Annotated in this window: 9 protein-coding genes and 2 tRNA genes; 9 read left to right on the forward strand and 2 right to left on the reverse strand. The window is 45.2% G+C overall.

Translation table 11 applies throughout. The features are described from left to right. Positions 1-16: 16 nt before the first annotated feature. Both I3248_RS05000 and pilB read right to left on the reverse strand, forming a co-directional pair. The gene (locus I3248_RS05000; protein ID WP_201611077.1) at positions 17-1,240 is read right to left on the reverse strand and encodes a type II secretion system F family protein; all 1,224 of its coding nucleotides are present in this window, start codon (positions 1,238-1,240) and stop codon (positions 17-19) included. Positions 1,241-1,591: 351 nt separating this feature from the next. Then, positions 1,592-3,304, reverse strand: coding sequence for a type IV-A pilus assembly ATPase PilB (pilB, locus tag I3248_RS05005; RefSeq protein ID WP_238062766.1), 1,713 nt, complete (start codon positions 3,302-3,304; stop codon positions 1,592-1,594). 498 nt (positions 3,305-3,802) lie between these two features. Between pilB and tpiA the strand changes: the two genes are divergently transcribed. The 9 genes from tpiA (at position 3,803) to truB (ending at position 12,650) form a co-directional block, all read left to right on the forward strand. Further along, positions 3,803-4,600 carry a triose-phosphate isomerase gene (gene tpiA, locus I3248_RS05010; protein WP_238062767.1) on the forward strand — a complete coding sequence of 266 codons (798 nt, stop codon included), beginning with the start codon at positions 3,803-3,805 and terminating at the stop codon, positions 4,598-4,600. 229 nt (positions 4,601-4,829) lie between these two features. Beyond that, positions 4,830-5,141, forward strand: coding sequence for a preprotein translocase subunit SecG (secG, locus tag I3248_RS05015; RefSeq protein WP_201557472.1), 312 nt, complete (start codon positions 4,830-4,832; stop codon positions 5,139-5,141). A 185-nt stretch (positions 5,142-5,326) separates the two neighbouring features. Beyond that, a tRNA-Leu gene (locus I3248_RS05020) sits at positions 5,327-5,411 on the forward strand. 129 nt (positions 5,412-5,540) lie between these two features. Further along, positions 5,541-5,617 (forward strand) — tRNA-Met (locus I3248_RS05025). 438 nt (positions 5,618-6,055) lie between these two features. Further along, the gene (gene rimP / locus I3248_RS05030) at positions 6,056-6,556 is read left to right on the forward strand and encodes a ribosome maturation factor RimP (RefSeq protein WP_238062768.1); all 501 of its coding nucleotides are present in this window, start codon (positions 6,056-6,058) and stop codon (positions 6,554-6,556) included. Positions 6,557-6,621: 65 nt separating this feature from the next. Continuing rightward, positions 6,622-8,106: a transcription termination factor NusA gene (gene nusA / locus I3248_RS05035; RefSeq protein WP_025645458.1), complete on the forward strand. Its 1,485-nt coding sequence runs from the start codon at positions 6,622-6,624 to the stop codon at positions 8,104-8,106. A 153-nt stretch (positions 8,107-8,259) separates the two neighbouring features. Further along, positions 8,260-10,980: a translation initiation factor IF-2 gene (gene infB, locus I3248_RS05040; protein ID WP_238062769.1), complete on the forward strand. Its 2,721-nt coding sequence runs from the start codon at positions 8,260-8,262 to the stop codon at positions 10,978-10,980. 238 nt (positions 10,981-11,218) lie between these two features. Then, positions 11,219-11,629 (forward strand): ribosome-binding factor A, encoded by a 411-nt coding sequence (locus I3248_RS05045; protein WP_025645462.1) that lies wholly within the window; start codon positions 11,219-11,221, stop codon positions 11,627-11,629. After that, positions 11,619-12,650: a tRNA pseudouridine(55) synthase TruB gene (gene truB / locus I3248_RS05050; RefSeq protein WP_238062770.1), complete on the forward strand. Its 1,032-nt coding sequence runs from the start codon at positions 11,619-11,621 to the stop codon at positions 12,648-12,650. Before I3248_RS05045 ends, truB begins: the two co-directional genes overlap by 11 nt. Positions 12,651-12,965: the final 315 nt, after the last annotated feature.

The following is a 12,965-nucleotide window of genomic DNA, read 5'->3' on the forward strand; positions in this document are numbered from 1 at the left end:
GCTTTGGGTGACGGTTTTAACCTACCACAGAACCCATCTGGAAAATCGGTAAATACATAGCAATGACAAGGCCACCTACTAATACGCCAAGCACCGCCATAATCAGTGGCTCCATCAGACTGGTAAGACCATCGACTGCATTATCAACTTCACTTTCATAGTGGCTAGCTACTTTATCGAGCATCTCCTCCAAACTTCCCGACTCCTCACCAATACCGACCATCTGAATCGCCATACTAGGGAATAAGTTGGTTGAGCGCATCGAAAACTGCAGCTGCTGACCGGTTGCCACGTCGTTTTTGATTTGCTGAGTAGCATTGTAGTACACCACGTTATTCGTCGCGCCAGCGGTTGAGTCTAGAGCATCGATTAGCGGTACACCGGCGGCGAAAGTCGTCGATAAGGTACGAGAGAAACGAGCAATAATCGCTTGATAAGCGATGTTACCAAAGATAGGCAGTCTTAGCGTCAAACGATCTAAGAAATCGCGGAATTTTTTTGATCTTTTTTTCGCTTCAGAAAATCCAATAATAGCAGCACCAATGATGACAATTAGTACAAACCACCAAGACTGCATCCATTCAGACATGCCAACGACCATTTGGGTGAAGGCAGGAAGTTCTGCGCCAAAAGAGCTAAACAAATCTGAGAAGACCGGCACCACTTTAATCAGCAAAATCATCGTCACAATAACCGCGACCACAATAACAGCGATCGGATATTTCATGGCTTTTTTGATTTTTGATTTAAGTATTTCGCTTTTTTCTTTATAGGTAGCGACGCGCTCAAGCATCGTCTCAAGCGCCCCTGATTGCTCACCAGATTCTACGAGCGAGCAAAACAGGTCATCGAAGTAGCGGGGATGTTTACGTAGGGCAGCAGCAAAGGTGCCACCGGCTTCGATATCGGCTTTAATCGATAACACCAAGTCTTTCATACTTGGGTTATCTAGCGAGTCCGCGACAATCTCAAACGACTGTGTTAAAGGAATACCGGCCTTAATCATGGTTGCTAGCTGCCGCGAAAAGATAGCAATATCGATAGGCTTGATGGCTTTTTTGAAAGTAAATAAAGCTTTTGGCTTTTTCTTGATGCCTTTGACTACGATACCTTGCTTACGCAAAGTTGCTTTGGCCAGCTCTAAGCTTCGACTAGTCGTCTCGCCTTTGACCTTTTGTCCACGGCGATTGACCCCGTCATAGACGAAATCTAGCAGCATATCCGTTTTCGCTTTAGCCATGTGTCTCTCCTAAAAATCTATCTGACTGGGGCAGTCTAACAGTCTAAGCCATGTAATAAGCCATATAAGTTAGCCATCGACGTTCTTTGTGCTTAAATAGCGACTCAGTTGTGGTCGCTATTGAGCCTTAAAACCAGCAAGTCTTACAATGAGTCAGTTTACCGCTATCAATCTTTGTAAGCTATCGCTATCGTCTAACAAGACATGAACTTAACAGGACATAAATGAGCAAGACCAAAGCCTATTTTATAATAAAATGACCCTTGTAGTGAGTGCTCATTTTATTTCGCTATCGGCCTACAAAATGCGCTCAGTCTTTGACTCACCACTTTTTTACTTACTACTACGTTTTTATTCAGAAGTAACACGCAGCATTTCTTGAATAGTGGTTGTGCCCTGTAGCACTTTCATAATACCGGAACGCCGCAAGTCACGAAAGCCGGTTCTAAGCGCGGCATCCTTAATATCGATAGCGTTGCCATCCTCCATAATGATGCGTGAGATCTCCGGATTCACTTTCATGACCTCATAGATACCGACGCGACCTTTATAGCCTTCACGGCATTCATTGCAGCCGACCGGCCCATAAATAATATGATTGGGGTTGTCCAAATCATTATTGGTAAAGCCAATCTCCAGCAGGCTTTGACGCGGAACATCGATAGGCTTTTTGCAGCTTCCACATAAGCGCCGCGCGAGTCGCTGGGCTATGACTAAGTTGACTGAAGTGGCAATATTAAAAGAAGCTACACCCATATTTTTTAGACGCGTTAAGGTCTCAGGGGCGGAGTTGGTATGCAAAGTGGAGAGTACCAAGTGACCGGTTTGCGCTGCTTTGATAGCAATCTCAGCGGTCTCTAAGTCTCGAATTTCACCAACCATAACGATGTCTGGATCTTGACGCAAGAATGACTTTAACGCAGTGGCAAAAGTGAGGCCGACCTTTTGATTGACGTTGACCTGATTGATACCTTCAAGGTTGATCTCGACTGGATCTTCAGCGGTTGAGATGTTGGTCTCGCCGGTATTTAGGATATTGATACCGGTATAGAGCGATACCGTTTTACCTGACCCTGTCGGACCGGTGATCAGTATCATGCCTTGCGGCTTATTAAGCGCTTCTAAGAACATCTCCTTTTGATCTGGCTCATAACCTAGCGCCTCAATACCCATCATCGCTGATGAAGGATCCAAAATACGTAAAACAAGCTTTTCACCAAACAGCGTTGGTAAGGAGCTTACCCGAAAATCAATGGCTCGGCTTTTAGAGATCTTTAGCTTGATACGGCCATCTTGTGGCACACGGCGCTCAGAGATGTCCATTTGTGACATGACCTTTAGACGCGCCGCAATCTTGCTGGCAAGTTGCACAGGCGGATTGGCCATCTTTTGCATCACTCCATCGACCCGAAAGCGCACTCTATAGCTTTTTTCATAAGGCTCAAAATGCAAGTCGGAGGCGCCCATACGGATGGCATCGACTAGCATTTTATTGATGAATTTGACGACTGGCGCTTCATCGACGCTAGTATTGAGCTGAGTCTCGCCATCCTCATCCTCGTTACTCTCTTCAAAATCGACATTAAGATCGCTATCTGCAAAGCCACTAAAGCTCTGCATCGTGTCAGCATATATGGTCTCAATGCGCTGTTTGAGTTTGTCCTCTTCTACGATCACGGTGGCGACTGACAGGCGAGAGTTAAACGCTATAGCATCAATAGCGTCGATACGTGTGGGGTCGCTTAGCGCGACAAACAGCTGCTGTCCGCGTTTGAAGATAGGTAGGGCGTTAAACTTACGCAGGATATTCTCATCGACCAAATCTTTTGGCACGATGTCTGCTTCTAGGGCATTAAGATCAAATAAAGGGTCACCAAACGACTTTGACAACAGATTAGCCAACTCGTAAGCATCAGCCATTTTATTCTCTACTAAATAAGGCACAAGCCCCATTTGCTGCTGCTGCGCCTCGGTTTGCGCGGTTTGCATATTCGTTTCGCTAACCACACCTGCACTGATTAGTTGTTGCGCCAGACTACCAAAATTGCTGACAGCGGTAGACATAAACCCTCCTTGATGCGGCAGCTGCCGAAAGTGACAACCAACATAAATTATTTTAGGTATTAAATATTTGACGCCATGGATTCATTTGATAGCCTTAACGGATATAACAAAACTGATTCAGCTGATAGCAAGAACTTTCGAAACTTACTAGCCATTTTTATAAGCCATACAAAAAGTTTTGAATAAAGTTTTGAATTTAGGGTCAACGATTACCTCGTCCTAATTATAGGCAAAAATACCGTAAAAAACAGAACTGTTTCAGACGCTAGAGAATATAGAGTTTATTTCATAATGACTTCATACTGATATAAGCATATCTGAACCTTTTATAGGGACAACCCCTTATACTCATGAGGTAATCAAAAAAGAGGGCTACGATAGCTCGTGCTAGCGCTTTATACATCGTAAGCGACTACTATAGCGCTCGCCAAATATTTGTTATACTGGCGCGCAGACTAGCCATATTGGCAATGACAGATGACACAAGGTAGATGAGTTATGCAGGCTTGGGTAATTGGCAATTGGAAACAAAATCCGGCAACGAGCAAAGACGTCAATACATTACTAGATAATTTGTTGGTAGCGTCTGAGGACAGAGGTGCCGACAACCCGTATTGTCATCTTATGGTGGCGCCAAGCTGTGTGCATCTTGCTGCTGTCAGCGCGCGCCTGCAAAACGCATCTATCCAAGTGAGCGCGCAGAACATCAGTGCGCATAGCGCTACAGTCGGCGCCTATACGGGAGATTGCTCAGCGCAGCAAGTCGCAGATGCTGGAGCGAGTTGGACGCTTTTGGGTCATTCGGAGCGTCGGCAATATCATCACGAGTCTAATGATAGCTTACTAGCCAAACTAAACTGCGCTTTTGCTCAAGGCCTTGGGGTAGTGCTATGCATTGGTGAGACTCAAGAGGAGTATGATGCCAAGCAAACCATTAGTGTACTTGATGAGCAGCTGACCGTTGTCGAAAGTTTGCTACAAACAGACTCTGTACAGACGCAAGCATTAGCTGAGCGTTTGATCATCGCTTATGAGCCGGTTTGGGCCATTGGCACTGGTAAAGTACCTACGGTGAGCGAGGTCAGCGCGACTCATCAGCATATCAAACAACAAATCGCCAGTTTTGCGCCAAAGTCTCCAGAGGTCACTGTGCTATATGGCGGTAGCGTCAATGCTGATAATGCGGATAGTTTTGCTGCAAGCGCTATGATAGATGGCGCGTTAGTAGGCGGCGCTTCATTAAAAGCCGATAGTTTTTTAGCGATAGCCGACGCTTTTAGTCGCGCCAAAGGCTGAATGCTAAAGGCTAAGAGCATAGCAAAAATAGCGCTTGAGAACGACGATATATTGGCAGGCGCAGATTGACTGGTATCAAAACGCCTTGTCAGTCGATGAAAGTGGGTTTAACACCGCCCTTGTAATCGTGTACAATGCGCCTTATTTACAGTCTTTGTTTTATAGCCTTCGTAATTTACCAGTCGTCACTACTTTTACCAGTCGTCACTATGCGGCAGAAGAGGACCCCATGTTTACTTTTATATTAGCCTTGCATATTATCGTGGCCATTGCCATGATTGGCTTGATCTTGATACAGCATGGCAAAGGGGCTGATGCTGGAGCTTCTTTCGGTGCCGGCTCTTCTGGCACGGTTTTTGGCGCGGCAGGAAGCGCTAACTTTTTGACTCGTGCGACAGCGGTACTGACGGTGATATTTTTTATTACTAGTATGGTATTAGCCGTGCATGCTCGCGAACAAGCGGAAGATCAGTTTCGTTTAGATGCGCCAGTTTCAGCGCCGCAAACCCCGCGTCCATTGACGCAAAATCCTCAGCAGTAGTTATTTTTATACGCAGGCCTTGCTATTTGTAAGGGTTAGTTTTACAATGCTTGCCTGTTTTTACGATGTTTTATCTTAGTGATGCCAACCTCAAGCATGGCACTTATTATTAATAAGTAAATAAGATAGAAGGTTATAGCAGTAAACGATAGCCGTTATTTATACCAGTAGACGGTTAGCGATAAGCGATTGTGGTGGAATTGGTAGACACGCCATCTTGAGGGGGTGGTGGCGCAAGCCGTGGGGGTTCAAATCCCCCCAATCGCACCAATTAAGTAAGTAGTTTGTACTTTAGTTGTGTTAAGGCAATGTCGTTATAGCAATCTTTGATTTGAAGTTTATTTCAGATAAAGATTGACAAGGTGATAAACCTTCCCTATAATATGCATTCTAAATTGTTGCGGGGTGGAGCAGTCTGGTAGCTCGTCGGGCTCATAACCCGAAGGTCGTTGGTTCAAATCCAGCCCCCGCTACCACTTTTTAATACTGATGTTTGTACACTAATATTCTGTTGTATTGAGATATCAGTGTCGATTAGCCCACCATTATGTTTGTGGGTTTTTTTGTATCTGCGGCTCAGCATTATTAGTGCAGTACTATCAGTATAATGTCAGTATCTACTATACGTTTTAGCTAAGAAGAATAGGGTTAATTCGATACTCTAATCCTAAATGACAGCACAAAATACTTGTCATCATTTGCTACCAGTCCTTGCTGATTGCTATGTTACGATACTCGTAAGCAATACTATCTTCTGCTCTATTCTTTACTATGTTGTCCTTGAAGATAACAATTTAATCCCTAATATGATTCACTAGGTACTAGCGGCATTGAGTATGACAACCAGCCTCTATGGTGATCAGTGCGTCGTGACTAAAACTACCGATAAGTGAACAGGAAAATATAAATAGATTATGAAGCTTTCGACCAAAGTTGCAGAGTTAACTACGATTATTGAGCCTGCTGTGGAGGCTTGTGATGTCTCGCTATGGGGTATTGAATTTACGCCGCAAGGCAATCGCTCCTTATTGCGCATTTACATTGAAGCGTTGCCTGAAGAACAAGAACAGGACAAACACGTCACTATTGAGGATTGCGCAGCGGTCAATCATCAAGTGAGCGGTGTACTAGAAGTACATGATCCTATCGCTGGCGAATTTGTACTAGAAGTGTCTTCTCCTGGTTTTGATCGTGCTTTTTTCTCAGATGAGCAGATGCGTGAATATATCGGCCAAACGATAAGTTTGCGTTTGATCTCTGCGATCGGGCAAGGCGATAAAAAACGCCGTAAAGCCACCGGTAAGCTCGATAGTATGGACGATACCTCTTTACAGCTGACCACTAGCGATGGCGAGCGCTTTGAGATTGCACTAAGTAATATTGACAAAGCTAACTTAATTTATGAAGATGATTAATGCTTAAGATTAGCAAACAGATAACAACATTTAAGCCAATTATAAGATGATAGGACAGGTATAGCATGAGTCGTGAAATTTTAACGGTAGTAGAAACCGTCAGTAATGAAAAGGGCTTAAATCCTGAAGATATCTTTGAAGCTATTGAAGATGCTTTAGTAGTCTCAACAAAAAAGAAGGTCTACACCGAGCAGCCTGAAGTGGCGGTTCGCGTCGCCATTGACCGTGATACTGGTGATTATGATACCTATCGCTATTGGACAGTAGTGGCGGATGAAGACCATGAGATGCCAGCGTGTCAGCTCGCTATTACTGATCTTGATCAAGACGAATGGTCTATCGGCGATGTAAAAGAAGAGCAGATAGAATCAATTGAATTTGGTCGTATCGCGGCTACGCAGGCAAAGCAAGTTATCATTCAAAAGATCCGTGAAGCGGAGCGGGCGCTAGTAGCGGACGCTTTTGAGCCGCGTATTGGCGAGATGATGTATGGTGAAGTCAAAAAACAAACTCGTGATGGCTACATTATTGATTTAGGTGATAACGCTGAAGGTTATCTATCACGTGATCAGATGTTGCCCCGTGAGCAGCTACGCGTCAAATCGCGTATCAACGCTATTCTTTATCATGTCAACCGTGATAACCGCGGCGCGCAGTTATTATTGTCGCGTACTCATCCTGAGATGCTCTCAGCCTTGATGCAAAAAGAAGTGCCGGAGATCGCAGAAGAGATTATCGAGATTCGTAATGTCGCTCGTCTGCCTGGTACTCGTGCTAAAATAGCTGTAAAGACCAATGACAACCGTATCGATCCGGTCGGCGCTTGTATCGGTATGCGCGGTACTCGTATCCAAGCGGTGCAGCAAGAGCTTGATGGTGAGCGTATTGATGTCGTGGTATGGTCAGACGATCCAGCACAATTTATCATCAGCGCCTTAGAGCCTGCCGATGTGAGCAGTATTATCCTTGATGAAGATACTAAGACCGCTGATATCATTTTTAGCACGAATGATCAGCTCGCCCGCGCTATTGGCTCACAAGGTCAAAACGTGCGCTTGGCTTCTGAATTAACCGGCTATAAGCTCAACATGATGCTAGAAGAAGAGTATCAGCAGCGTCAACAAGATGAGACCAAAGCCTTTATCGATCTTTTCTATGATCGCTTAGAGGTTGATCAGGACCTAGCGCAAGCCCTTGTCGATATCGGTTTTACGAGTATCGAAGAGGTAGCTTATGTACCGGTTGAGACTTTTTATGATATTGAAGGGTTAGATGACGAAGCGATTGACATGATTCAAGAGCGCGCTAAAGAAGTCGTCATCGCAGATGAGCTGGTCAAACAACAAAACATGAAAGAGCCTAGTCAAGAGCTGCAAGATCTAGAAGGGATGACTGTCAGCTGGGCCTATAAAATGGCGCAAAAAGACATCATCACCGTTGATGATTTGGCAGAGCAGGCTGTATTTGATATCGAAGATATCGAAGGCTTAGACTCCGAGACCGCAGGTAAGCTTATCATGAAAGCTCGGGAATCTTGGTTCAATGAATAGGTATTAGAAGCATACCGCTGTCTTTTGGTGGTATGCTATCGATAACTAAAGGCTGGCTTACGACATAAAAATCAAAACCAGTCTAAGCACAATCATTTGTAGCCAACAACTGAATTGAATATATAGCAAATAATAGACAGTAGGTGATAATCAATGGCAGATAAGACCGTCAAAGAACTGGCAGACATGGTAGGCAAAACCGCTAGTGCTGTACAGCAGCAGTTGCAGGATGCTGGGCTACCTGCTCGCGGGGAGGATGACTCAGTCACCGAACTTGAGCAAGAGAAGTTGGTGGCACATTTAAAACAAAGTCATGGCCAACAAGAAAAGCGTCGCATTAGTCTCAAATCTAAGACGACAAGTACCGCTCGCGTGACTGGCTCTTCAGGTAAATCTAAGAGCGTCAATGTAGAGGTGCGTAGAAAGAAAGTATTCGACAAGCCTAATCCAGAAAAAATGGCTGAAGAATTAGCGGCGCGCGAACAAGCAATGGCTGAAGCAAAACAGCGCGCTGAAAAAGAAGCCGAAGAGCGTAACGCGGCTAAGAAAAAAGCCGAAGAGCGTCAAGCAGCGACTCTAGCTGCGATGCGTGCAAGCTTAGGCTCTAGCAAAAATTCAGAAGATAAGAGCGATGATGTCGCCGCCTCTGTTGTGGTCAAAAAAGGCGGCAAAGCGGCAAGCGAGATCAAAGCAAAAGAGAAGAAAAAAGTCGCGGCTACTAAGCCAAAAGTTGAAACGGCAGCAGAGCGTAAAGCTCGCGAAGCTCGCGAAAAAGAAGAAGCTCGCTTACGCAAAATCGAAGCCGAAACTCGTCAAGCCCAAGCAGAAGAGGCGCAAAAGCGTACGCTTGAGCAGATGCGTAAAATGGCCGGTAAATATACCGACCGTGAGCCAGTAGCAGAAGTTCGTAAGGACGAGCCATTGGCTAAAGGCTTAGTGGGTGACGCACTAGAGGAGTCATTCGAAAAAGAGCGCCGCGAAATCAAACGCGGTGCTAACAGTACCGGTGCTCGCGGTCGTCGCCGCAAAAACCAAGAAGAGCGTGAAATCAAAAACCGCAAAAACGGTTTAAGCTCTTCACAATCAGGTCAGCATAAGTTTGAAAAACCGGTCGAAAAGATTGTCTATGACGTCGAAATCGCCGAGCAAATCACGGTATCGGACCTTGCTCAGCGCATGGCTGTCAAAGCCCGTGAAGTGACCAAATTGCTGATGAAAATGGGTGAGATGGCAAGCGAATCTGATACTATCGATCAGGCGACCGCCAGTCTTATCGTTGAAGAGATGGGTCATAACCCCGTTCCGGTTAGCGATACCAAAGTTGAAGACGACCTACACGAAGCTGTCGATGAGCGCAGTAGTAACGTGCAGACGCGTCCACCGGTCGTCACTATTATGGGTCATGTTGACCATGGTAAGACCTCGCTACTCGATAAGATCCGCGAAACCAAAGTCGCTACCGGCGAAGCGGGCGGCATTACTCAGCATATCGGTGCCTACCACGTAGAGACTGATCGCGGTGTGATTACCTTCTTAGATACGCCAGGCCATGCTGCGTTTAGCGCGATGCGCTCACGCGGCGCGCAAGCGACTGATATCGTTGTCTTGGTCGTGGCCGCTGATGACGGTATGATGCCGCAAACGGCAGAAGCGATTGATCATGCTCGCGCTGCAGGTACGCCTTTGATTGTTGCTATCAACAAAATGGATAAGCCAAGCGCTGATCCAGATCGCGTGCTAAACGAGCTGACAACCAAAGAAGTGGTTTCAGAAGAGTGGGGTGGTGATACACCTATGGCGCGTATCTCGGCCAAAACAGGTGAAGGCATCGACGAGCTACTAGAGTTTATTAGCTTACAAGCCGAGCTTATGGAATTAGAAGCGCCAACTGACGGTGCCGCTCAAGGTGTAGTTATTGAGTCGAAGCTCGAAAAAGGCCGTGGTCCAGTAGTCAGTGTCCTAGTCAAGAAAGGTACGCTCAAGCAAGGCGATCTAGTGCTAGCCGGAGAGTACTATGGTAAAGTCCGTGCTATCACTGATGAAAACGGCCAACGTATCAAATCAGCCGGTCCTTCTATACCAGTTGAGATCTTGGGCTTACCAGATACGCCAGCGGCGGGTAGTGAATTCTTAGTCGTTTCTGATGAGAAAAAGGCTCGCGAAGTCGCTGACTTTAGAAGCAACCGTGAGCGTGAGCAGCAGCTTGAGCGCCAGAACAAAATGCGCCTTGAGAGTATGTTTGAGCAAATGGAACAAGGCGATGTATCTTTCTTAAATATCGTCCTTAAGACCGATGTTCGTGGTTCGCTTGAAGCTTTATTAGCAGCCTTGAATGAGCTATCGACTGATGAAGTCAAAGTCCGAGTCATTAGCTCAGGCGTTGGCCCTATCTCAGAGTCGGATGTCACCCTGGCTGAATCTAGCGAAGCGGTATTACTAGGCTTCAACGTTCGTGCTGATAGTACGGCGCGCCGTAAAGCGGATACCGCTAACATGGATATTCGTTATTATAGCGTTATCTATGGCCTAATCGACGATGTCAAAGCCGCTATGAGTGGCCTATTAGCTCCTGAGCATCGCGAGAAGATCTTAGGTGTTGCTGAAGTGCGCGAAGTGTTCCGCTCTAGTAAGTTCGGTGCGGCGGCAGGTTGTATGGTTGTCGAAGGGACGATCTATCGTAATAAGCCAATTCGCGTCCTGCGTGATGATCAAGTTATCTTCACCGGTCAGCTGCAGTCACTGCGTCGCTACAAAGAGGATGTCAATGAAGTACGTACTGGGATGGAATGTGGTCTAGCGGTTCGTGGCTACGATGTTGAAGCGGGCGATAAGATCGAAGTCTTTGAGATTCAAGAGTTCGAACGCACGATCTAAGCTTAACTATTAACTATAACTGGCTTAAGCGTCTGCATCATCGCTAACGTTTAAACTTAAGCTCTAATAATTAAGCTCTAATAAGCAGTTACTAGGCCTACCAGGTTCATCCTGCTAGGCCTTTTTTACCGCAATTAGTCATAGCGTTATAAAGACAGTTATTTAAATACGCCAAACAGCAGTAGTTGGTAGAAAGTATAATAGAATAAATCACAAAAGCTAAAACTAGGACAATACTATGAATCAACGTTTACAGCGTCTATCAGATCAAATTCAGCGCGAGCTTGCGGTGCTTATCCGTGATGAAGTCAACGACCCTCGCTTGACTGGCTTTGTCACCATCTCTAGCGTCAAAGTCAGCTCTGATCTTGGCTACGCGGATGTCTATGTCACTATCATGGAGCCTGAGCTCAACGATACGATGACTAAGACCAATCATGAAGAGAGTGTCAAAGTGCTCAATAAAGCCGCTGGGTTTTTGCGCACTGAGCTGAGTCATACTCTCAAAACGCGTACCACGCCGCGTCTGCGTTTCCATTATGATGAAGTGACTGCTCGTGGTAACTACATGATGGATTTGATCAATCAAGCAGTAAGCAAAACTGAGCAAAATGAAGACGAAGTTGAAAGCCAAGAAAATGACCAATAAAAGCACAGTACCAAGACAAAAAGTATCTGGCGTTATCTTAATCGATAAGCCGCAAGGCATGACCTCACAGCAAGTGGTGTCAAAAGTGAAGTACTTATTTCAGTCGCCTGCACACAATAGTAAAAAGGCGGGTCATACCGGCACCCTTGATCCGATGGCAACCGGTCTTCTCCCCATTTGTCTTGGAGAGGCAACAAAATTTAGTCATTATCAGCTCGATGCCGATAAGTCTTATCAGGCAACGATACTACTTGGTAGTCAAACGGACACTGGCGATGCTGATGGTCAGGTTATCGCGCGAGCACAGATTCCAGAGCTAGATGCAGATACGCTACAAAATATGGCTCAGCAGTTTATAGGCGCGCAGCAGCAAATACCGCCGATGTATTCAGCGCTCAAAAAAGACGGCAAAAAGTTGTACGAGTATGCCCGTGCTGGTATAGAGATTGACCGTCCTGCACGCGATATCGTCATAACCGCGCTGACTTTGACTCAAATTGATGCCGATAAGATCGACCTGGTCGTGACTTGTAGCAAAGGTACTTATATTCGGGTGCTAGCAGAAGATATCGCCAAAGCACTAGGCACCTTAGGACACCTGACGGCACTACGCCGTATGCAGGTCGGTAAGTTTGATAGTGAGCAGGCTATTGATATTCCAAGCCTAGAAGCCTTGTCTTTAGATAGCCGCTTTGAGCAGCTGTTGCCAGTAGATGCGTGCATTGATATTGCCACTGCAATGTCATTAGGTGATAAGCAATGTCAACGTCTACGTTTAGGTCAACGCCTAAATGTCATTGAGCAAATTGACAAGCCTTTAAGAGATTATATTCTACAAAGCTTATCTCATAAGACTCAGGCAAAATTAGAAGACGAGCCTGCTGACCGTAAGAATGAACAAACCCTTGAGTATGAGCTTCCTGTCGATATCAGACTGCTAGATGCGCAAGGCCATTTTATTGGCTTAGGCGCTATCAGTCTCAATGGACGCCTACAACCTAAGAAAATGATTCATCTATAACGATAATATCAGTTACTAGTGAATTACATTAATCACATACTCATACATTTCATTGCAGGTTTTGTGTATAACGAAACCTGCTTTTTTTATACAGTAGTTAAGTCAGCTCAGGAAAGCTTGACATAAAAATAGAAAAACAAGAAAAATTAAAACAAGAAGAAGTAAGGATGAAAAATTAAATAATAACTATAATTCCAGTGAAGGAAAGTTTGAGTCATAAAATAACAATAGCACTTAATAGCACACTATTAAAGTGAATCTAAGCAATCATAATGATAATACCAGCAAGCTAAATTAACGTCACGAATAAAAGAG

The organism is Psychrobacter sp. Ps3 (genome assembly GCF_022129275.1).
Taxonomy (GTDB): Bacteria; Pseudomonadota; Gammaproteobacteria; order Pseudomonadales; family Moraxellaceae; genus Psychrobacter; species Psychrobacter submarinus.